The organism is Sphingomonas floccifaciens (assembly GCF_042681125.1).
GTDB lineage: Bacteria > Pseudomonadota > Alphaproteobacteria > Sphingomonadales > Sphingomonadaceae > Sphingomonas > Sphingomonas floccifaciens.
This window is the reverse complement of record NZ_JBHUFC010000038.1, coordinates 1-20,266: the sequence shown is the minus strand read 5'-3', so window position 1 is coordinate 20,266 and position 20,266 is coordinate 1. Positions and strand designations below refer to the sequence as shown.

Genomic DNA, 20,266 nt, shown 5'->3' with positions numbered 1-20,266 from the left:
TTCCCTACCGTCCGGTGCGCCTTGCGACCGTCAGCCGTCTCCCTGAACCTTCCTTTGCGGGAAGGCAGCCACGTACGGCCGGAGTTCCGTGGGTAGGTAAGAAGGTTGTGAGCTTTCGACGGGGGAAGCGGGATCGTGTAAGCCTAGCGTATGGACGAGGAGCAACCACCTTCAAAGGAACCCCGTCGCCGTGATCGCGCCAGGAGCGAGGCGGCCCTGCTGGATGCCGCGCAGGCGGAGTTCAGCATCCACGGCTTCAAGGCCACGACCACCCGCGCCATCGCGGCGCGGGCGGGCTGTTCGGAAGGGCTGATCCAGAACTATTTCGGCGGCAAGGAAGGGCTGCTGATGGCGGTGATGCGCGCCGGGGCGGACGAGCAGGCTGCCATGCGCGACACCGGCTTCTTCGATCGGCCCCGTGCGTCCAGCGCCGAGGCGGAAGTGCGCGAACTCCTCGACTTCATCACCGGCGCCATGCGCCGGCTCGCGCCTCGCCTACGCATCCTGTTCGATCGGGTGCTGCTGGATGCGGGGTTCGCCCGCCGCTTCGCCGACATGACGCCGCGGCGCACCCTCGTTGCGTCGGTCGCGGACCGGCTGCGCCGCGAGTGGCCGGCCACGTCCGATCCGGACCGGACCGCCGACGCAATCGTCTCGTTCGGCTTCGAGCTGGGATTCGTTCACCCGGAACTGCTTGGTCGCGACGAGCAGCAGGTCACCGCGTTCGCGGCCCATTACGCCTCCTTGATCGCGCCGGCACTAAGGATGTAACTTTACTGACTGATTGATCAGTTATATGGTCAGCCGTCTTCGAAAGGGCTGATCGTGACGGCAGACGTGATCTCGTGCGACGTGCTGGTGATCGGCGCCGGGCCGACCGGCCTGATGGCGAGCTACCTACTGCGCCGCTGCGGCGTCGATGTCCGGGTGATCGACAAGCGCGCTGAGCCTTCGGCCGAGTCGCGGGCTGGCGTCATGTCGTCGCGCTCGGTCGAGCTGTTCGCCTCGCTGGGGCTCGCGGACCGGGTGTTCGCGCACGGCGTGCCCAACAGCGACTTTGACATCTTCGTCGGCGGCAAGCGCGCCGGGGGCTTCCACTTCGATCACGCCCATGCCGACGACACGCCATACCGCTTCATCACCATGATCCCGCAGGCCGGGACGGAAGCGGTGCTGATCGAGGCGCTGACCGATGCCGGCCTGGTGGTGGACCGCAGTGTAGAGGCCAAGAGCTTCCGCGATGACGGCGATGCGGTCGTCGTGGAGGCGGCCGGGGCGGACGGCTCGCCTCTGACGTTCCGGGCGCGCTACCTGCTCGGCGCGGATGGCGCGCACAGCTTGGTCCGCCACCAGCTCGGCCTGTCATTCGAGGGGGCGAAATACCCGCAGGCGTTCCTGCTCGGTGACGTGCAGGTCGACTGGGACCTGCCGGAAAAGCGCTTCCGCGTCTTCCTCAACGGCGATCGGCTCGGGCTGTACGTGCCGTTCCAGGGGCAGGGCGCGGCGCGGGTGATGACCACCGACCTCGACCCGCAGCCGACGCAGGATCAGGCCTGGTCGCATCTCGACCTCGCCGACCTCCAGGCCGGGTTCGCGGAGGCGGCGGTGCGGCCGGTGCGGCTGCACGATCCGGTGTGGCTGACCCGCTTCTCGTCGCAGCACCGGGTTGTGGACCGCTACCGCGTCGGTCGCGTGTTCGTCGCGGGCGATGCCGCGCACATCCATTCGCCGGCCGGCGGTCAGGGCATGAACACCGGGCTCCAGGACGCGGCCAACCTCGCCTGGAAGCTGGCGGCGGTGCTGAAGGGCGATGCCGGCGACGCGCTGCTCGACAGCTACGAGGCCGAGCGGCTGCCCGTCGCGCACCACGTCCTCGAACTGTCCGACCGCATGTTCGACATCAGCGCCTCGCAGACCGGCTGGCGCGCGAAGCTGCGCGATGCGCTCGCGCCGCTGGTGATCGGTCCCGCCTCGCAGCTCGACCGGGTGCAGACGCTCGCCTTCCGCGCGCTGTCGCAGATCGACGTCGGCTATGCCGAGCCCGGCGCGGCCAGGGACGGCAAGGCCGGTCCGCAGGCTGGCGAGCGTGCGCCCGATGCGCCGCTACGCCGGGGCCGAGACCTGTTTGATCTGATCGCGGGCTACGGTTTCACCGCGCTCGCTTTGTCGCGCAAGCGGCTCGATGCGGAGACGGCCGACCGGCTCGCGGCCGGGCTCGATGCGATGCCCGGCGTAACGCCCCGCATCGCCGCGCGGCTCGACATGCCGGCGCACCCGCGGGTGGAGCGAGTCGAGCGCGCCGAGCTGTTCGCGGCCTACGGCCTTCATGCCGACGACGCGCAGGCGCTGCTGCTCGTGCGGCCGGACGGCTTCGTCGCCTGGCGAGGCGACGGCCTCGACACGACCGCCTGCCAGGCTGCGCTTCACCAGCTGCTGCACGCCGCCTGACCTCTTCCGACCGCCAACGGAGTTCCACCATGCCCACCGTTCCGTTCACGACCCAGGCGCGCGTCCAACGCTTCAAGGATCAGCGCTGGCTGATCGACAAGATCGTAGAGCTGGCCGGTCCCGAGTTCGACCAGACGCGCCTCCACTACTACGCCGCGCCGATGAGTTCCGATTGGGCCGGCGGCGTGATGGGGCTCGCCGGCCAGATCAAGCGCTATGACGACATGACCCGCGAGTTCGCGCGCCTCGCCCGGCGCTACGAGCTTCAGGCGATGGCCGCCGACAGCCAAGGGCACCACGTCACCGCCAGCGACGGCTTCTTCGCCGCTTCGGTGATGTACGGCGCGGCGCAATGGCCGATCTTCGAGAACACCGACCTCAACTACGCGCTCGAGCGCAAGAAGACCGAGTGCTACCAGGCCGCGCCCACCGAACGCTCGGGCGGGATCGGCGCGCATGGCCCCGACGCCGCGCCCGCCACATCGGGCGCGCCACCGCCGTGTCCCGTTCATCGCAGAACCTGACGAGGTTCCGGACACGCGAGAATCGCGCCTCGCTCCCCCCCCCAAGCGCGCTTTCCGCAACGCGGGACCATAGGCAGCCAGCAGCCGGCCGCCCTCGAAGCCGTCAGGGTCGGCTCCGCAGATCCCGCCATTCACGTATGATTGCACCCGGCCGGGACTCGCTGACGGAACGTGTGCTTGACATGGCAGATGTCGTCACCGAAAACCGTGGCGCGGGCACTGCCTGGAGCACGCCGTCGATGCTCCGGTAGATCTGCCGACCGGCCATATGGGCATGAGATGCGGCCTCGTCCGGGTCGAGCACGGGCGCGAAGCAGGCGTCGGTTCCTTCCAGCAGCGCCGACCATTCATCACGGGTGCGTTGCCGGAACAGCGCCTCGAAACGCCGCCTGAGATCGGGCCAGCGCGCCGGATCGTAACCATCGGCGAAATCGGCATCGTCGGCGAGTCCCAGCTTCTCACGGAGCAGCGCATGGAATTTCGGTTCGAGCGAGCCGACCGAGACGAACCGGTCGTCCGCGCAGCGATAGGTCGCGTACCAGTGCGGCCCGTCGAGGATGCTGCGGCCCCGCTCGCTGACGAAATGGCCCGCCGCCTTCAGGCTGAGCAGCAGGTTCATCAGATGGGCGCTGCCGTCGACGATCGCGGCATCGACCACCTGTCCCCGGCCGGTCGAACGCGCGCTCAGGATCGCGGCGAGCAGGCCGACCGCGAGATAGAGCGCGCCGCCACCGAGATCGCCGACCAGGCTGGGAGGGGCCACCGGCGGCGTGCCGGGCTGGCCGGCGTACCAGAGCGCGCCTGACAGCGCGATATAGTTGATGTCGTGCCCGGCGGCCTGCGCCAGCGGACCGTCCTGTCCCCAGCCCGTCATCCGCCCGAACACCAGCGCCGGATTGCGGGCGAGGCAGACGTCGGGACCGAGGCCCAGCCGTTCCATCACCCCGGGCCGCATCCCCTCGATCAGGGCGTCGCCATGCTCGATGAGGTCGAGGACCGCTGCCACGCCGTCGGGCTGTTTCAGGTCGAGCTGGATGAACCGCTTGCCGCGGTCGAGAATCGACGCGCTGCCGAGATCGAGTGCGTCGGGATCGGGCGCGGGCCGGCCCACGACGACGACGTCGGCACCAAGATCGGCAAGCAGCATGCCGCAGAACGGCGCGGGACCGATCCCGGCAATCTCGACGATCCGCACGCCCGCGAGCGGCCCGTGATCCCTCATGCGCCATCCTCTCCCTTGATAGGCTCCAGGCCGGATCGTGGCACGATTCCGTGTCGGCCGAACATGAAGAACAGGAATATCGCGCGACCGAAATGCATTGGACAAGTCGGCCGCGCTTTCCGATCTACGCTCAATAAAATGCCGGTTACGGCGTGCGTGGAGAGGCCCGATGGCGCATATCCTGACCTGCCCGATCTGCCGTGTGCAACCCCGCGCCGCTGCCGCTCGGGAGCATGGATGATGGAGCTGCGCACCCAGCTTCGACGCGCGGCCGCCTATTTCGCGAACCGCGAGGCGCTGGTCCACGGCGATCGTCGCTTCACCTTCGCCGAAGCGTGGTCGCGCGGGGTGCGGCTGGCGAACGCGCTGGCCGATGCCGGCCTCCAGCCCGGCGACAGGGTCGCGACGCTCGAGAAGAATTCGGTCGAGGCGGTCGATATCTTTCTTGCCGCGGCGATCGGCAACTTCGTTCGTGTGCCGCTTTATGCGCGAAACCGGCGCGAGTCCCACGATCACATGATGCGTCACACCGGATGCCGCGTGGCGCTGGTCGACGAGGCGCTGTTGCCTGAGATCGCCGGGCTGGACTCGGAGGTGCCGGGCCTCGACCGCCTGATCGTGCGTGATGCGCGCTACGAAAACTGGCTCGCGCAGGCATCGGACATCGATCCCGATCCGGCGATCGCGCCCGACGACATCCTTGTCATCCGTCACACCGGCGGCACCACTGGCGCGCCGAAGGGCGTAGCCTATACCCATCGTTCCTGGATGACGATCTGCGGCGGATTCCAGGCGGTCGGCCCACGACCGGAACCGGGCGCGACGGTATTGCACGTAGGCCCGCTGTCGCACGCCTCGGGCTTCATGTTCTCGCCCTATTGGGCGATCGGCGGGCGCAACGTCATGATGGAGGCGTTCGACCCTGAAGGCTTCCTCGATATTCTACAGCGGGAGGAGGTCGGTTACGCATTCGTCGCCCCGACGATGCTCAACGCCGTCGTCCATCACGGCAACCCGCATGGGCATGCCTTTCCGAAGCTGAAGTGCCTGCTCAGCGCCTCAGCCCCGATCTCGGAGGCGACGCTACGCAAGTCTTGCGAGATCTTCGGCGACGAGGTGCTACACTCGGCGTACGGACAGACCGAGATATTGCCCGTCACGTCACTCGGGCCGAGAGAATGGTTCGGCCGGACCGAAGGGTCGACACCGCTTCAGTCGGTGGGTCGGGCGATGCCGTTCGTCGATCTGGAGATCCGCGATGCGGACGGGCGCGTGCTCGGACCCGACGAGCCGGGAGAGATCGTCGCAAGGTTCGAGAACGGCCAGATGCAGGGCTTCTGGAACGATCCCGAGGAGACCGCGCAGCGCATGGTCGACGGCTGGGTGAAGACCGGCGACGTCGGCCGGATCGACGCCAACGGCTTCCTCTATCTGCTCGATCGCGCCAACGACCTGATCGTGTCGGGCGGGTACAATATCTACCCCGCCGAGATCGAGAACGTGATCGCCGATCACCCGCTGGTGATCGCCGCCGCCGTGTTCGGCATCCCGCACGAGAAATGGGGGGAGACGCCGCTCGCGCGGGTCGTCGTCGCGCCGGGCACGGTGATCTCCGAACAGGAGATCACCGATCTCGTCAGCCGGCGGCTGGGGTCGTTCAAGAAGCCCGGGCAGGTCGTCTTCACCACCGATCCTCTGCCGCTGAGCAACGTCGGCAAGGTGCTGAGGTCGAAGCTGCGCGAGCCCTATTGGGCCGGCCATGCCAGCCGGATTTCGGGCGCATGACCGCCGACCGTCCCGCCGCATCCCCCGTCACCCCCATGGAACATGCCATCCCGTTCGAGACCATTGTCGTCGAAAAGCGCGGCCCCGCCTGCTGGGTGTGGCTCAACCGCCCGGCGGCGCTGAACAGCCTGACGCTCGAAATGGCGCATGAGCTGGAGGCGGCGATCACGGCCGCCGAGGCCGACCCGGCGGTGCGATCGGTAGTGGTCACCGGGGCAGGACGCGCATTCTGCGCGGGTGCCGATCTTGCGGCGCTCCATGCGCATGGCGGATCGATCGCCGCGCCGCTGGGCGACTTTCTCGCCGAGCTGGGCCGTGTCTTCACGCGGATCGAAGCCTCGCCCCTGCCGACGATCGCATTGGTCAACGGGCTGGCGCTGGCCGGCGGACTGGAACTCGTCCTGTGCTGCGATCTCGTGGTCGCCGCCGACAGCGCGCGATTTGGCGATGCTCACGCGAACTACGGACTGCTGCCCGGCGGCGGCGGCTCGATCCGCCTGCCGCGCAAGATCGGCCCGGCGCGCGCGGCCTGGTTGATGATGACGGGGGAGTTCTTGCCCGCGGCGGACATGGAGCGCGCGGGGCTGGTGAGCCGGATCGTGCCGGGCGACGCGCTGGTCGAGACGGCGCAATCCTTGGTCGAGACGCTCGCCACCAAGAGCTCGCTCGGGCTGGCACGCATGAAGGAACTGGCCGCGATCGCCGACGGCTGTTCGCTGGAGGAAGGCCTGCGCCGCGAACTGGAGATCGTCGCCGACTACGCCACCTCGCACGACCTGCAGGAGGGGCTGACGGCCTTCGCTGAAAAGCGCCAACCGGAGTTCACGGGACAATGAGCGACATCTTCATCGCCGGCGTCGGCATGACGCAGTTCGGCAAGCAGCTCGATCGCAGCCTGAAAGGTCTGTCGGGCGATGCCGTGGCGCAGGCGTTCGCCGATGCCGGCTGCGGGCCGGCGGATATCGACGCGGTGTTCTTCGGCAATTGCGTCCAGGGCCATATGGAAGGGCAGGACATGATCCGCGGCGAGCTGGTGGCGCGCGCGGTCGGCATCCAGGGCGTGCCCGTCGTCAACGTCGAGAACGCCTGCGCCACCGCCTCGACCGCGGTGCACATGGCGAGTGCCTATGTCCGCTCGGGCGCGGTCGATGTCGTGCTGGCGCTGGGCGCGGAAAAGATGTGCTCGCCCGACAAGGCGCTGATGTTCAGCGCGTTCGACGGCGCGTGGGACGTGCATGAGACGGCGCGCAACCGCGATATCCTGCTGGCGATGGGAGAAGGCGTCGCCGTGCCGGAGGGATCGGTATCGACGCAGCCCTACAGCGTCTTCATGGACATCTATGCCGCGATGTCGCGCGCGCACATGAAGACCTACGGCTCGACGCAGGCGCAGATCGCGGCGGTCTCCGCGAAGAACCACATGCATTCGGTCAGCAACCCGCTGGCGCAGTACCGGATACCCTACACCGTGGAGGCGGTGCTGGCGGCGCCGCCGATCGTCTTTCCGCTGACGCTGCCGATGTGCTCGCCGATCAGCGACGGGGCGGCGGCCGCGGTGATCTGCAACGCCGCCGGGCTGCGCAAGCTGACCGCTTCCGGCGGGCGGGCGATCCGCATCCTCGCCTCGGTGTTGCAGACGAGCTCGGAACGCAGCCCGTATGATTACGACCGGCACGTCACCCGGCTCGCCGCCACGCGCGCCTATGCGGCGGCGGGGGTCGATCCGGCGGATGTCGATGTCGCGGAAGTGCACGACGCGACCGCGATGGGCGAGATCATCGAGATCGAGGCGCTGGGCCTCGTGCCACCCGGCGAGGGCGGCGTCGCGGCGGAGCGCGGCGATACCGTCATCGGCGGCCGCATTCCGGTGAACCCGTCGGGTGGCCTCGAATGCAAGGGCCACCCGATCGGCGCGACCGGCCTCGGCCAGATCTACGAACTGGTCGCGCAATTGCGCGGCGAGGCGGGCGCGCGGCAGGTGGACGGCGCCCGGATCGCGGTCGCGCAGAACGGCGGCGGGGTGCTGGGGGTGGAGGAGGCCGTGGTCGCGGTCACCGTCCTCGGCCGATAGGGAGCGAAGAGCATGGATTTCCTGCCCGGTGACGAACAGCGGATGGCCGTCGAGAGCGTCCGCCGCTTCCTCGACGACAAGCTCGAACCCGAGATCCGCGCGCATGGCCCCGGCTTCATCCCGCGCGACCTGATGCGGCGATGGACCGGCGAGCTGACCCGGTTCGGCCACATCGCGGCGCCGCACGACGAGGAATGGGGCGGCCTCGACATGGGGTGGCTGACGCATCTCATGATCTTCGAGGAAATCGTCTATTCCTCGCTCGACGTCGCCATTCCGGGCTTCATCAACGCGGTCGGTGCCGAGCTGATCCGGCGCAGCGCCTCGCCCGAACTCCAGCGGCGCTACCTGCCCGGCCTGATCGCGGGCGAGCTGTTCGTCTCGATGGGCATTTCCGAACCCGATGTCGGCTCGGACGTGGCGGCCGTGAAGACGCGCGCGGTGCGCGACGGCGACCATTGGGTCATCAACGGCGAGAAGACGTGGATCACCAACGGCGCCTATTCGGACGTGCTCGTCTGCACCTGCCGCACCGGCGAAAACGAGATCAGCCATATCCTGATCGACCGCGCCGAAAGCCCGTACGAGGTGCGCGACATCGAGAAGATGGCGCTGAACGGCCAGTCGACCGCGCAGATCTTCCTCACCGACTGCCGCGTGCCGGTCGGCAACATGCTGGGCCAGCCCGGCGACGGGCTGCGCAACACGCTGAAGGTGTTCGAGATCGCGCGCTGCCACATGGCGATGTGGAGCATCGGCATCGCCCGTCGCGCGCTGGACGAGGCGATCGCCTACGCGAAGGAGCGCACGCAGCATGGCCGCAAGATCGCCGGGCATCAGCTCATCGCCGAGAAGCTCGCCACCATGGCGACGCAGATCGACGCCGCGCGGCTGCTGACGCACCGCGCGATCTCGCTGGTCGATGCCGGCGTCCGTGCGGAAACCGAATGCGCCATGGCCAAATGGTATGCGACCGAAATGGCGATCGGCGTGACCCGCGACGCGCTCCAGATCCACGGCGGCAACGGCGTGACGCGCGAGTTCATCGTCGAGCGGCTGGTGCGGGAGGCGATCATCTGCCCGATCCCCGACGGCACGACCGAGATCCAGAAGCTCATCATCTCGCGCGCGCTGACCGGCGTCGGCGCGTTCCGCTGACGGGAGCACGATCATGACCGAAGAACTTCGCTACGACGGCCGCGTCGTGATCGTCACCGGGGCGGGCGGCGGGCTGGGGCGCCAGCATGCGCTGATGTTCGGCGCGCGGGGTGCGCGCGTCGTCGTCAACGATCTGGGCGGGGGACAAACCGGCGGCGGAGGTTCGTCCGCCGCCGCCGACAAGGTGGTGGAGGAAATCCGCGCCGCCGGGGGAGAGGCGGTCGCGAACCACGATTCCGTCACCGATGGCGCGCGTGTCGTCGCGACCGCGCTCGACGCGTTCGGCACGGTCGATGTCGTCGTCAACAACGCCGGCATCCTGCGCGACGTCAGCTTCCACAAGATGACCGATCAGGACTGGGAGCTGCTGCAGGACATCCACCTGAACGGCACGTGCGCCGTCACCCGGGCGGCGTGGCCGGTGCTGCGCGAGAAGGGCTATGGCCGGATCGTGATGACCACCTCGGCGGCGGGCATCTACGGCAATTTCGGCCAGGCGAACTATGCGGCGGCGAAGCTCGGCATCGTCGGCCTCGCCAACGCGCTGGCGGAGGAGGGGCGAGCCAAAAACATCCATGTCAACACGATCGCGCCGATCGCGGCGTCGCGGATGACCGAGACGGTGTTCCCGAAGGAACTGCTCGATCGTCTGCGACCCGAAGCGATCAGCCCGCTGGTCGGCTGGCTGGCACATGAGGCCTGCGCGGAAACCAAGGGCCTGTTCGAGGTCGGTGCCGGCTATATCGCGAAGCTGCGCTGGGAGCGTTCGCACGGCCATCGTTTCGGTGGCACGACCGATTTCACACCCGACGATGTGGCGCGTCACTGGGCCGGGATCACCGACTTTACCGACGCCGAGCACCCAACCACGATGAACGAAAGCCTGACCGCCGTTCAGCGGACGGCATGACGACGATCCAGGACATGAGCCGAGGGAATAGATCGCCCGCGCATTGAATTGGACGGCGCGCACGAGGCAGGTGATCCTGCCTCGACAAAAATACAGACAATATGGAGAGGGGCTATGAAATACTGGCTGCTGACGTCTGCCGCCTTGGTTTCGGCAGGGCCGGCACATGCGCAAGAGGCGCCGGCACCGACTGCCGCCGAAGCCGGACCACAGGGGCAAGCGCCTGCGCAGACCGGGGCCGATGCTCCCGCGCCACCGGCGGCCCGGACGCCTGCACCGGCGGGAACCGCAGCGCCTGCATCGAGCGCCACCGAAGCACTGTCCGAAGACATCGTCGTGACCGCCACCAAGAAGGGTTATGGGGAGAGCGTGCAGAACGTGCCGGTCGCGGTGACGGCGTTCGGCGAGGCTCAGCTCGACGCGAAGTTCGTCCAGAACCTTCAGAGCCTCAGCTACGACGTGCCCAACGTGCAGCTCGACGGCGTTGGGACCGCGCCGGGATATGCCAATTTCACCATTCGCGGTCTCGGCATCAACAGCACCATCCCGTCTATTGATCCCACCGTCGGCGTCTTCGTCGACGGCATCTATCTGGGCATCAACGCGGGCGTCGTGCTCGATAACTTCGACCTCGAGGGGGTGGAGGTGTTGCGCGGACCGCAGGGGCTGCTGTTCGGCCGCAACGTGACGGGCGGCGCGGTGGTGATGCGTACGACACGTCCGAGCTTCACGTTCCGCGCCAACGCCAAGGCTTCGGTCGAGACCGGCCTGAAGAAGACCGTCAGCGGTATGGTGACGGGGCCGCTGATCGACGACGTGCTGGCGGCCAAGCTGGCGGTCTATTACAGCGACGACGACGGCTGGTTCCGTAATCGCTTCGACGGTCGGAGTTTTGGCAGGTCGCGCGACATCATTGTCCGCCCCGCGCTCTCCGTCAAAGGCGGGGACGATTTCCGCATGGACATCCGCTACGAACACGGCGACGTCGATGGAGACGGGGCGCCGGTCCAGAGTCACGCGGTACTCCCGCGTGACACGTTCGCGCTGTCGATTGATTTTCCGGGCTTCTACAAGGCGATCTGGAACCAGGCGATCGTCGAAACCAATGTCGATGTCGGCTTTGGCGACGGTGTCATCACGAACATCTCGGGCTACCGCCAGTTCCGCTCGAGAACCGCGACCGACATCGATGGCACGCCGCAGTCATTCTTCAACGGTTTCTTCAACATCGCTCAGAAACAGCTCAGTAACGAGCTGCGCTATGCCGGTAAGTTCGGCTCTGTGGAAGTGACGACCGGCCTGTATTATTTTACACAGGATCTGGCCTATGCCGAGCGGCGCAACCTTCTCGGCAACAGCCGCATCGTTTCGGGGGGCGGGACTCAGGACCAGACGACATGGGGCATCTTTGCGTCCGCCGACTGGCATTTCGCGGACACGCTGACGTTCAATCTCGGTGGTCGCTATAGCTGGGAGCGCAAGGCCGTGCGCATCTCGACCCTGCGTGCCGACGGCTGCGACCTCGACACGCTGCGCTGCGCGACGAACTTCGTCGACAGCAACGACTGGAAGAGCTTCACACCGAAGGTCGGGCTGCAATGGAAGCCCGATGACCAGACGCAGGTCTATGGCTTGTATACGCGTGGCTTCCGCAGCGGTGGCTATAACCTGCGCAACACCGATCTTGGCGTGCCGCCCGGCCCCTTCGATCAGGAGGTCCAGGACAGTTTCGAGATCGGGACGAAGAAGCAGTTCGGACGCAGCCGGCTGAACCTGGCAGCCTTTCATAACCGGATGAAGGACCTCCAGCGCGAGATCAACCTGCCCGGCCCGCTGGGCGTCAGCCAGGTGATCCGCAACACCGCCGACGCGACGATCCAGGGCGTGGAGGCGGAGGGTCAGTTCTTCATCCTGCCCAACCTCGTCCTGTCCGGGCAGCTCGGCTATGTTCACGGCCAGTATCGCAACGTCCGCTTCGACATCAGCGGCGACGGCGTCATCAACGGCATCGATCGCGACCTGAAGCTGCCGCGGCTGTCACCCTGGACTTATGGCGCCGGGCTGACCTACGATCAGGCGCTGGGCGCGCTGGGGAGCGCGACCGCACGCGTGGATTTCACCCATCGCGACACCGCCCGGTTCACCGACAACAATGTCGGCTTTCTGCCTGCTGCGGACATGCTCGATGCGAGCCTCACCTATAACGCCGCGAGCCGCAAATGGCGCCTCTCGGCCTACGCCCGCAACTTGCTGAACGAAGTGACTTATGGTGGCGATACGCCGCTCACCGTCGCGTTCGGCGGACCGGGCGCCAGCCTGTCGCCGCTTAACAAGGGGAGGGTCATCGGCGGCGAGTTCGCGCTGAACTTCTAGCCGTTCGTCGCCGGCGCCTCGCTCCGCGGCGCCGGCGTCCAGGCCTCGCGGACGCGGGCGATCAGATCCCGCGCTGCCGGCTTGATCGGCCAGCGCGCGCGGGCGGCATAGGCCAGCACCAGCGGCTCCAGCAGTCCGGTATCGGGCAGCGCGACGAACCCATCGCGGAACCAGCGGCCGGCGGTGAAGGCTTTGGCCACCAGCCCGACGGTGTCGGTCGCGGCGACGATCTGCCGCGCCAGCGGGAAATAGTCGGTCATGTGCACCCGATCCTCCGGGCGCTGACCGTCCTGCTCGTAGAGTTGCTGGATGATCGGCGTATAGGGTTCGGACGACGACGGCACGACGAAATCGAACTGCGTCAGCGCCCGCTTGTCGATCGAATGCCTTGTCAGGATCGGGTGCTCCCTGCGCACGAACGGAAGGATCTCGATCGTCGCGATGCGATCGCACTTGAACTGCGGCCAGCCGGAAAACGCGGCCTCCAGCCCGAATGCGACGTCGATGTCACCGCGCGACAGCAACTGCACCGCCCGCTCGCTGTTACCGGAGACGGTTTCGAAGCGCACGCCGGCATGTCGTTTCAGGAGCGCGATCGCCGGCCCCGTCATCAGCCAGTCGATCGATCCGGGGAAAAGGCCGATGCGAAGCTGCCCCGCGAACGGGTCGGCGCCCCGGTCGCGCTCGCCGAACAGGTCTGCGGCATCCGCCAGCAGCCGTGCCGCCCGGTCGATGAAATCGCGACCCTCCGGCGTCATCGCCACGCCGCGCGACGTCCGGTTGAAGATCGCGAAGCCGAGTTGCTGCTCCAGATCGGCGACGCTCTTGGTGATCGCCGACTGCGTAACCCCGACCGCCTTGGACGCACCCGAGAAAGACCCGACGCGGGCCACGGCCACCGCATATCTCAGACGGGAATCCAGCACGGACGGATTCTACGCCGGCCCCGTCTCGTCGCGCAACAGGTCGACACCGTGGCCGGCGCCCCGAAGCGTCGTCGCCGTGCAACGCCGCGCCCCAGGCCGGTGCCCGGGATGATCGGAACATGGCCACGCCGCGGGATTGCCTTAGACTGGCGTGATGCGCGATCTGACCCCGCTCATCATCTTCGCCCGCGTCGCCGATATGGCGAGCTTCACCAGGGCCGCCGAAAGCCTCGGAATGCACAAGGGGCGTGTGTCCACCGCGGTGCGTGACCTGGAAGCGACGGTCGGCGTCCGGTTGCTCCATCGCACCACGCGTGCGGTTCATCTGACCGACGACGGTCGCGCTTTCCATGCGCGTGCCATGGAATTGCTCGCCGAGGCGGAAGGTCTGGACGCCATGTTCACGCAGCACGGCGGCACGGTGCGCGGCCGGTTGCGCGTCGATGTGCCGACCGAACTGGCCCGCGCGATGCTGATCCCGGCGCTGCCGGCGCTGCTCGCCGCCCATCCCGGACTGGAACTTGAAATATCCAGCACCGATCGGCGCGTCGATATCGTGCAGGAAGGGTTCGATGGCGTGTTGCGGGTCGGGACGATCGGCGACGACAATCTGATCGCACGGCCGCTCGGCGCGCTGCGCATGGTGAACGCCGCCAGTCCCGCCTATCTCGCGCGATATGGCACACCCCTGACGCCGGACGATCTCGTCCGTCAGGGCCATCGGATCGTGCATTATGCACCAGCTCTGGGGACGAGGAGCTTCGGTTGGGAATATCCCGACGGCGACGGCTATGCGACCCTCGGCCTGCCGGGTGACGTCAGCGTCAACAATGTCCAGACGTATCATGCCGCCGGGCTGGCGGGCATCGGGCTGATCCAGGCGGGTCTCGCAGCGATGCAGCCGCTCTTCGACAGTGGCGAGATGGTCGAAATCCTGTCTGCCTATCCGCCGGAACCGTTGCCGGTCTGGTTCGTGGTGGCCCACCGCCGCAATCTGTCGGCCAAGATGCGCGCGTTTCTGGTCTGGGTCGAAACCACGATGCAGCCCTACCTCTGACCGGATTGTTTCTGGCATCAATAACAGTGCGTTTTTCGTCCGCCGGTTTATCGCGAAGGCGGGGAACAGTATTTCCTTCGTCACGGCAGGATCCGATCGGTTCGATCGACGGCGTCCGCCAGACGGAAGGAAACGGTTTCATGGCCATCAACCACCAACAGCTGCTGATCGCTGGCGCATGGACGCCGGCGTCGGACGGCGCGACCTATGAATCGCTTGACCCCTATTCGGGCGAACCGGCGACCCGTGCCGCCGCCGCGACCGTCGCGGATGTCGATCGCGCCGCCGACGCCGCGCACAAGGCGTTCGCCGGCTGGGCCGCGCTGCCGCCCAGCCGGCGCCGCGCCTATCTGCTCGCCGCCGCCGACGCGCTGGAAGCGCGCAAGGACGAGATCAGCGCCGCCGTCACCGCCGAGATGGGCGGCCCGGCCGCCTGGGGCGAATACAATGCCCGGATCATGGAGGAGAAGCTGCGCTACGCCGCCGGCGCCGCCTATGAGGGGCTGACCGGCGAGGTGATCCCGTCGGAAAATACGAACCGCACCAGCGTCGCGATCCGCAAGCCGGCCGGCGTCGTGGTCAGCATCGTGCCGTGGAACGCGCCGGTTCTCCTGATGGCCGCCTCGGTCCCCGCCGCACTGATCCTCGGCAACACCGTCGTCATCAAGGCGTCGGAGCAGACCCCGCGCACCCACGGCCTGGTCGCCCAGTGCTTCGAGGATGCGGGCTTCCCGGCCGGCGTCGTCAATTTCATCACCAACGCGCCCAAGGACGGGCCGGCGATCGTCGATGCGCTGATCGCGCACCCGGCCGTGCGGCGCATCCACTTCACGGGATCGACCAGGGTCGGCAAGATCATCGCGGAGAAAGCGGCGAAATATCTGAAGCGGGTGGTGCTGGAACTGGGCGGCAAGGCGCCGTTCATCGTCCTGAAGGACGCCGACCTCGATCGCGCGGTCAATGCCGCGGTGTTCGGCTCGTTCGCCAATTCGGGCCAGGGCTGCATGTCGACCGAGCGGATCATCGTCGAGCGTCCCATCGCCGAGGAGTTCACCCGCCGGCTGGCGGCCGCGGCAAAGAAGCTCAAGGTCGGCGACCCGCGCGCGAGCGACACCATCCTCGGCCCCGTCATCAACGATGCGTCGGTCGGGCACCTGACCGGGCTGGTCGACGACGCGGTGGCCAAGGGTGCCGGGCTGCTCGCCGGCGGCACCGTGCAGGGCCGCTGCTTCGCCGCCACCGTGCTGGCCGGCGTGACCGCGGACATGCGCGTCTTCCGCGAGGAATCGTTCGGTCCGTTCGCCTCGATCGTCACGGTCGATAGCGCGGAGGAGGCGCTGCGCGTCGCCAACGACAACGATTACGGCCTGACCGGCGCGATCTTCAGCCGCGACGTGACGTTGGCACTCGACATGGCGAAGCGGCTCGACACCGGCATGGCGCACATCAACGCGGTGACGCTCGACGACGAAGCGCAGGCGCCGTTCGGCGGCGTGAAGGACAGCGGCTACGGTCGATCGGGTGCGATGGTCGGGCTGGAGGAACTGACCGAGATCCAGTGGATCACGATCGAAGGAACGCAGGCACCGCGCTATCCGTTCGGGGAATAGCTCGAACGCTTGCGACCCCTTCCGCGCCGGCGCATCTCTTGCCAACGCGCATGGCGGGATCGATACCGGCCCTCAAGGCAATGGCGCACGCGCGGCATATTCGGGAGACGTCACATGGCGAAACCGGCAATCGTTCCCGCTCACGGCTTCCGGGGCGAAGCGGCGCCTTGGGCCAACCCGGAAATGTCGGGCCGGATGGACGCGCGCAAGACCATCCGCCTCGACGCGAGCCATGCTTCGCTGGCCTTTCGGCGCGACGCGGTGACGGGCCTGATCGACGATGCCGCCAGCGCCTTGTCCTGACACACAAGCGACGAATGGACGAACGATGACCGGACAGACCTGGGAGCGTGTGCCGATCGACGCGCAGAGCGTCGAGGCGCCGCTGTCGCAGGCGGCAGTGTTCCTCGTGGTGGCGGTCGAGCCGGACGATCGGGCGCTGGCGCACGTGCGCGAGACGCTGGCGACGGTCGACGACCTCATCAAGACGGTGGGCTTTCGCGATCTGGCCGGCCGGTTGTCGTGCGTGGTCGGCGTGGGCCATGACATCTGGAGGCGACTTGCGAAGACCGCACAGATGCCGGCGGAGCTGCATCCGTTCAAACCGATCGTGGGCGCCAAGCATCAGGCTCCCGCCACGCCGGGCGATCTGTTGTTCCATATCCGCGCTGAGCGGGTCGATCTGTGTTTCGAGTTCGAACGGCTGCTGCTGGCGGCGCTCGGTGAGGCGGTGCGGGTCGTGGATGCTGTGTCCGGGTTCCGCTATTTCGACGCACGCGACCTGCTCGGTTTCGTCGATGGCACCGCCAATCCCGCCGGTCACGACATTCCGGCCGCCGCGCTGGTAGGCGAGGAAGACCCGGATTTCGCCGGCGGCAGCTATGTCGTGGTGCAGAAATACCTGCACGACATGACGGGCTGGAACGCGGCGGGAGCAAGCGCACAGGAAGAGATCATCGGCCGGACCAAGGTCGATAACGTCGAGCTCCCCGATGCCGGCGCGGACGCGCAGAAATCGCACAAGACCCTCAGCACGATCGTCGATGAGGATGGCACCGAGCACGACATCCTGCGCGACAACATGCCGTACGGCGATCCCGCGCGCGGCGAGTTCGGCACCTATTTCATCGGCTATTCGCGACGCCTTTGGGTGATCGAGAAGATGCTCGAGCGGATGTTCGTCGGCGATCCGCCCGGCCGCCATGACCGGCTGCTGGACTTTTCCACGCCGAAGACGGGGACGACATTCTTCGCGCCGTCGCGGCGTGTCCTCACCGGGCTGTGCGGCGGCTAACCGCGATGGTCGGCGACGATCGCCTCGCCTAGCGTCAGGGTTTCGGCGATCAGTGCTGGCGCGACGGGCGGCGCACCTGTCGTGTCCGCCATCCCGATGATGGTCTTGCACAGCGTGTGAAAGCGCACGATCCGCTCGGCATCCTGTTCGTCGAGACTGCCCAGATGCGCGCTCAGCGCGTCGTAAACCGCCGCCAGTTCGCCGTGATAGGTGAGCGGAAAGATCGCGATGGGGCCGTCCGCTGTGCCGGCCTTGCCGAACTGCAGGTCGAGCAGATGGCGAAGCACGGCGACCTCGGCGACCAGGCCGGTCATCATCGCGCGCCGCGTTTGACGCGACGAGCGCCGGGCGAGCAGGTAATGCCCCACGCCGCCCGCCAGCGATCCCACCAGCGCCGCGACGATCGCCGTTACGTTCACCATCGACCGGTCTCTCTTGCACCCGCCACGTCAGAACACCGCCGCGATCATCGTCAGCAGATTATCGACGAACCGTCGCGGCAGCGAACGCGCCGCGATGCCGCCGTGGTCGATCTCGATCGCATCCGCGAGCCACGCGCGCTGATGCGCGGCGACCCGTTCGGCGAGGTCGGTTGAATCGAACAGGATGTTGTTCTCGAAATTGAGGTCGAGGCTGCGGCGGTCCATGTTGGCGGAACCGACCAGCCCGAGCGATCCGTCGGCGATCAGCGTCTTGGCGTGGAGCAGGCCGCCGCGATATTCGAAGATGCGCACGCCGGCCTTCGCCAGCACCGGGTAATAGGCTCGGCTGATCGCGCCGACGATGCGGTTGTCGTTGCGGCGGGGGAAGATGATACGCAGCGCGACCCCCCGCCGCGCCGCCGCCACGATTGCGCCGATCAGCGGCGGATCGGGGGCGAAATAGGGCGTGGTGATCGTCACCGTCTCGCGCGCAGCCGCCAGCACGGCGACGAACAGATCGGTCATGGTCCCGCGCGACGACAGAGGCCCCGTCCCGACCGCGATGGCCGGAAAGCCGTCGGGCAGCGGCGACGGCGGCGGCTTACATTCCGCACGCCGACCACCGGGTCGAGGCGGTCGAGGTGCGGTTCGGCGATACCACCGTGCCCGGCTGGTTCCACCTGCCCCCCGGCTATGCCGAGGGCACTAAGCTGCCCTGCCTCGTCATGGTCAGCGGCATGGACGCGTTCAAGGAGTTGCAGATCGGCGGCTCGGCCGACCGCTTCCTGCGCCGCGGCTTTGCGATTCTGATGCTCGACGGCCCCGGCCAGGGCACGTGCCTCACCCGCGGCATCTGGTACGATCCCGACCGTCAGGGCGCGCTGGGCACGAGCGCGTTCGACGCCGCGGCGGCTCGGCCGGAGGTGGACCCCGAGCGGATCATGATGTGGGGCCTGTCGTTCGGTAGTTTCTGGGCGACGCAGATGGCGGCGGCGGAGCCGCGCTTCGCGGCACTGGCGGTGATGTACACCAACTTCCAGCCGCGCAACTGGGCGATCTTCCAGATGGCGGCGCCCACGTTCCGGCAGCGCTTCATGTACATGACGGGCTCCGCCGACGAGGAGGCGCTGGAGCGGATCATGGACCGGATGGACGTGTTCCGGATCAGCCGCGAGCTCAAGATGCCGTGTTTCGTCATGTCGGGCGAGGACGACTCGCTGACCGATGCGGCCTGCACGATCGAGCATCTGAACAACGTCCCGGGGCCCAAGACGCTGGTGATGTATGCTGGCGAGGAGCACGGCATGGGCGGCTCGCGCTCATCGCAGCTCGGCACGCCGTTCTTCCCGCTGATCGCCGACTGGCTCGCCGACCGCGCCGCGGGCAAGCCGCTGGAGTCGACCTACAACGTCGTCGATACGCTGGGGCAGATGCACTCAGAGCCTTGGGGCGAAGCCCGCGTCCACCAGCATGGCGCGCCGCTCGGCGTCGACCAGCTCTGGTCCGACGAGCCGCCGGTCGGACTGGCCTAAGCTAGCGCTTTCCGTACCGCCAGCATCGGGAGAGAACCGCCATGACCATTCGCGTCCTGCAAACCGGCCTTCATCCGGAGCGCGTCGATTTCGATACGCCCGAGTTCAAGCGATTCGAGGGGTTGACTGAGGACAAGCTGCGGCAGGCGAACGACGGCAACGTCGCCATGCTGCGCCAGGCGGGCTTCGAGGTCGTCAACGTCCTCATCAGGAACGGCGATACGCCCGAGGATGTCGTCGGCAGGGCCGTGGAACAGGGACCGTTCGACGCCCTGCTGATCGGCGCGGGGGTGCGGCTCGTCGCCGACAACACGCTGCTGTTCGAGGGGCTGGTGAACCTACTCCACGCCGCTTACCCGAACGCACGTTTCGTGTTCAACCAGGCGGCGGTCACATCGCCCGACGATATAAACCGCTGGTTCGAAGGCCCCGAAGCCAAAGCGCCGTTGCGTTAGCCGTTCCCACAACAGCGTGTTTGGGTGAGTTTCGGGAACGGGTTCTCTTTCCCGATCAACCATCCCAATCGAGAAATGGGATCAGTTAGGAGGTACGCTGGCGGCCTCTCCGCTTAGTTGTTCAGGCTGGGCTGCGGCCACGTCCATCAACAAGGTGCTGCCGGCGTTCGAAACACACGACAATGCCAGCAAGCAGCAGGACGCAGACCAAGGCAGTCGCAAACGTGTTGAGGCCAAAACCGCCCTTGGCGGCTTCCTTCGTGAGCAAATTCCCGAAGTCGGCGCCGAACGGCCTGGTGAAGACGAATGCCGCCCAGAATATAAATGCCGCGTTGATCCGGGCAACATAGTGCAAAAGCAAAACCGCGCCGATCACAGCCATGCAGACCAGCGATCCCGTGGTATATGTGAGAGCCCGACTCATAATTCGAGTTTTGCGATACGGCGTGTCATGCGCCTGATGGAAGCGATGATGAGCC

At 67.2% G+C, this 20,266-nt stretch carries 19 protein-coding genes and 1 pseudogene; 15 read left to right on the top strand and 5 right to left on the bottom strand.

The genetic code is table 11. The features are described from left to right. Positions 1 to 150: 150 nt before the first annotated feature. From ACFSC3_RS20790 to ACFSC3_RS20780, 3 genes are read left to right on the top strand one after another with little or no spacing between them, the layout of a single operon-like run. Positions 151 to 771: a TetR/AcrR family transcriptional regulator gene (locus ACFSC3_RS20790; RefSeq protein WP_062623214.1), complete on the top strand. Its 621-nt coding sequence runs from the start codon at positions 151 to 153 to the stop codon at positions 769 to 771. Between the two features lie 54 nt (positions 772 to 825). Beyond that, on the top strand, positions 826 to 2,448 hold the full coding sequence (locus tag ACFSC3_RS20785; protein WP_203311542.1) for an FAD-dependent monooxygenase: 1,623 nt from the start codon (positions 826 to 828) through the stop codon (positions 2,446 to 2,448). A gap of 29 nt (positions 2,449 to 2,477) precedes the next feature. After that, positions 2,478 to 2,972, top strand: a complete 495-nt coding sequence (locus tag ACFSC3_RS20780) for a hypothetical protein (protein WP_203311541.1) — start codon at positions 2,478 to 2,480, stop codon at positions 2,970 to 2,972. 103 nt (positions 2,973 to 3,075) lie between these two features. On the opposite strand, the gene ACFSC3_RS20775 is transcribed toward ACFSC3_RS20780, so the two are convergent. Next, positions 3,076 to 4,194, bottom strand: coding sequence for a CaiB/BaiF CoA transferase family protein (locus ACFSC3_RS20775; protein ID WP_203311540.1), 1,119 nt, complete (start codon positions 4,192 to 4,194; stop codon positions 3,076 to 3,078). A 237-nt stretch (positions 4,195 to 4,431) separates the two neighbouring features. Here ACFSC3_RS20775 and ACFSC3_RS20770 point away from each other — a divergent pair, with 237 nt between their 5' ends. The 6 genes from ACFSC3_RS20770 (at position 4,432) to ACFSC3_RS20745 (ending at position 12,491) form a co-directional block, all read left to right on the top strand. After that, positions 4,432 to 5,979: a class I adenylate-forming enzyme family protein gene (locus ACFSC3_RS20770; protein ID WP_205492644.1), complete on the top strand. Its 1,548-nt coding sequence runs from the start codon at positions 4,432 to 4,434 to the stop codon at positions 5,977 to 5,979. After that, on the top strand, positions 5,976 to 6,815 hold the full coding sequence (locus tag ACFSC3_RS20765; RefSeq protein ID WP_238941211.1) for an enoyl-CoA hydratase/isomerase family protein: 840 nt from the start codon (positions 5,976 to 5,978) through the stop codon (positions 6,813 to 6,815). Before ACFSC3_RS20770 ends, ACFSC3_RS20765 begins: the two co-directional genes overlap by 4 nt. Next, a complete protein-coding gene (locus tag ACFSC3_RS20760; protein WP_203311539.1) occupies positions 6,812 to 8,050 on the top strand; it encodes a thiolase family protein in 1,239 nt (412 codons plus the stop codon). Before ACFSC3_RS20765 ends, ACFSC3_RS20760 begins: the two co-directional genes overlap by 4 nt. A 12-nt stretch (positions 8,051 to 8,062) precedes the next feature. Next, positions 8,063 to 9,208, top strand: a complete 1,146-nt coding sequence (locus ACFSC3_RS20755) for an acyl-CoA dehydrogenase family protein (protein WP_203311538.1) — start codon at positions 8,063 to 8,065, stop codon at positions 9,206 to 9,208. A 13-nt stretch (positions 9,209 to 9,221) separates the two neighbouring features. Beyond that, entirely contained in the window at positions 9,222 to 10,118 is an 897-nt protein-coding gene (locus tag ACFSC3_RS20750) for an SDR family oxidoreductase (RefSeq protein WP_203311537.1), read from the top strand. Positions 10,119 to 10,232: 114 nt separating this feature from the next. Next, on the top strand, positions 10,233 to 12,491 hold the full coding sequence (locus ACFSC3_RS20745) for a TonB-dependent receptor (protein ID WP_238941210.1): 2,259 nt from the start codon (positions 10,233 to 10,235) through the stop codon (positions 12,489 to 12,491). Here the strand turns inward: ACFSC3_RS20745 and ACFSC3_RS20740 are convergent. Then, on the bottom strand, positions 12,488 to 13,417 hold the full coding sequence (locus ACFSC3_RS20740) for a LysR substrate-binding domain-containing protein (protein ID WP_203311536.1): 930 nt from the start codon (positions 13,415 to 13,417) through the stop codon (positions 12,488 to 12,490). The two genes, ACFSC3_RS20745 and ACFSC3_RS20740, sit on opposite strands and share 4 nt — an antisense overlap. 154 nt (positions 13,418 to 13,571) lie before the next feature. Here ACFSC3_RS20740 and ACFSC3_RS20735 point away from each other — a divergent pair, with 154 nt between their 5' ends. The 4 genes from ACFSC3_RS20735 to ACFSC3_RS20720 all read left to right on the top strand — a co-directional run bounded on the left by ACFSC3_RS20735 (position 13,572) and on the right by ACFSC3_RS20720 (position 17,378). Continuing rightward, positions 13,572 to 14,474, top strand: a complete 903-nt coding sequence (locus ACFSC3_RS20735; RefSeq protein WP_203311535.1) for a LysR family transcriptional regulator — start codon at positions 13,572 to 13,574, stop codon at positions 14,472 to 14,474. Between the two features lie 140 nt (positions 14,475 to 14,614). Next, the gene (locus ACFSC3_RS20730; protein WP_203311534.1) at positions 14,615 to 16,084 is read left to right on the top strand and encodes an aldehyde dehydrogenase family protein; all 1,470 of its coding nucleotides are present in this window, start codon (positions 14,615 to 14,617) and stop codon (positions 16,082 to 16,084) included. 114 nt (positions 16,085 to 16,198) lie between these two features. Continuing rightward, positions 16,199 to 16,387: a hypothetical protein gene (locus tag ACFSC3_RS20725; RefSeq protein WP_203311533.1), complete on the top strand. Its 189-nt coding sequence runs from the start codon at positions 16,199 to 16,201 to the stop codon at positions 16,385 to 16,387. Positions 16,388 to 16,412: 25 nt separating this feature from the next. Continuing rightward, on the top strand, positions 16,413 to 17,378 hold the full coding sequence (locus ACFSC3_RS20720) for a Dyp-type peroxidase (protein ID WP_203311532.1): 966 nt from the start codon (positions 16,413 to 16,415) through the stop codon (positions 17,376 to 17,378). On the opposite strand, the gene ACFSC3_RS20715 is transcribed toward ACFSC3_RS20720, so the two are convergent. After that, the gene (locus tag ACFSC3_RS20715; RefSeq protein ID WP_203311531.1) at positions 17,375 to 17,800 is read right to left on the bottom strand and encodes a hypothetical protein; all 426 of its coding nucleotides are present in this window, start codon (positions 17,798 to 17,800) and stop codon (positions 17,375 to 17,377) included. The genes ACFSC3_RS20720 and ACFSC3_RS20715 overlap by 4 nt on opposite strands. A gap of 27 nt (positions 17,801 to 17,827) precedes the next feature. Continuing rightward, positions 17,828 to 18,325, bottom strand: coding sequence for a phospholipase D-like domain-containing protein (locus ACFSC3_RS20710; protein WP_203311530.1), 498 nt, complete (start codon positions 18,323 to 18,325; stop codon positions 17,828 to 17,830). Between the two features lie 80 nt (positions 18,326 to 18,405). Here ACFSC3_RS20710 and ACFSC3_RS20705 point away from each other — a divergent pair, with 80 nt between their 5' ends. Both ACFSC3_RS20705 and ACFSC3_RS20700 read left to right on the top strand, forming a co-directional pair. Further along, positions 18,406 to 19,332: an alpha/beta hydrolase family protein gene (locus ACFSC3_RS20705; RefSeq protein WP_465270264.1), complete on the top strand. Its 927-nt coding sequence runs from the start codon at positions 18,406 to 18,408 to the stop codon at positions 19,330 to 19,332. A 41-nt stretch (positions 19,333 to 19,373) separates the two neighbouring features. Next, a complete protein-coding gene (locus tag ACFSC3_RS20700; protein WP_203311528.1) occupies positions 19,374 to 19,787 on the top strand; it encodes a hypothetical protein in 414 nt (137 codons plus the stop codon). Between the two features lie 121 nt (positions 19,788 to 19,908). On the opposite strand, the pseudogene ACFSC3_RS20695 reads toward ACFSC3_RS20700, so the two are convergent. Further along, positions 19,909 to 20,266 (bottom strand): annotated as a pseudogene (locus ACFSC3_RS20695) (hypothetical protein); the annotation flags it as partial.

Bases quoted from the DNA above. Each gene is read 5' to 3' on its own strand.
- ACFSC3_RS20790 (WP_062623214.1), top strand. From the start codon at position 151: ATGGACGAGGAGCAACCACCTTCAAAGGAACCCCGTCGCCGTGATCGC.
- ACFSC3_RS20780 (WP_203311541.1), top strand. From the start codon at position 2,478: ATGCCCACCGTTCCGTTCACGACCCAGGCGCGCGTCCAACGCTTCAAG.
- ACFSC3_RS20775 (WP_203311540.1), bottom strand. From the start codon at position 4,194: ATGAGGGATCACGGGCCGCTCGCGGGCGTGCGGATCGTCGAGATTGCC.
- ACFSC3_RS20770 (WP_205492644.1), top strand. From the start codon at position 4,432: ATGATGGAGCTGCGCACCCAGCTTCGACGCGCGGCCGCCTATTTCGCG.
- ACFSC3_RS20765 (WP_238941211.1), top strand. From the start codon at position 5,976: ATGACCGCCGACCGTCCCGCCGCATCCCCCGTCACCCCCATGGAACAT.
- ACFSC3_RS20760 (WP_203311539.1), top strand. From the start codon at position 6,812: ATGAGCGACATCTTCATCGCCGGCGTCGGCATGACGCAGTTCGGCAAG.
- ACFSC3_RS20755 (WP_203311538.1), top strand. From the start codon at position 8,063: ATGGATTTCCTGCCCGGTGACGAACAGCGGATGGCCGTCGAGAGCGTC.
- ACFSC3_RS20750 (WP_203311537.1), top strand. From the start codon at position 9,222: ATGACCGAAGAACTTCGCTACGACGGCCGCGTCGTGATCGTCACCGGG.
- ACFSC3_RS20745 (WP_238941210.1), top strand. From the start codon at position 10,233: ATGAAATACTGGCTGCTGACGTCTGCCGCCTTGGTTTCGGCAGGGCCG.
- ACFSC3_RS20735 (WP_203311535.1), top strand. From the start codon at position 13,572: ATGCGCGATCTGACCCCGCTCATCATCTTCGCCCGCGTCGCCGATATG.
- ACFSC3_RS20730 (WP_203311534.1), top strand. From the start codon at position 14,615: ATGGCCATCAACCACCAACAGCTGCTGATCGCTGGCGCATGGACGCCG.
- ACFSC3_RS20725 (WP_203311533.1), top strand. From the start codon at position 16,199: ATGGCGAAACCGGCAATCGTTCCCGCTCACGGCTTCCGGGGCGAAGCG.
- ACFSC3_RS20720 (WP_203311532.1), top strand. From the start codon at position 16,413: ATGACCGGACAGACCTGGGAGCGTGTGCCGATCGACGCGCAGAGCGTC.
- ACFSC3_RS20715 (WP_203311531.1), bottom strand. From the start codon at position 17,800: ATGGTGAACGTAACGGCGATCGTCGCGGCGCTGGTGGGATCGCTGGCG.
- ACFSC3_RS20710 (WP_203311530.1), bottom strand. From the start codon at position 18,325: ATGACCGATCTGTTCGTCGCCGTGCTGGCGGCTGCGCGCGAGACGGTG.
- ACFSC3_RS20700 (WP_203311528.1), top strand. From the start codon at position 19,374: ATGACCATTCGCGTCCTGCAAACCGGCCTTCATCCGGAGCGCGTCGAT.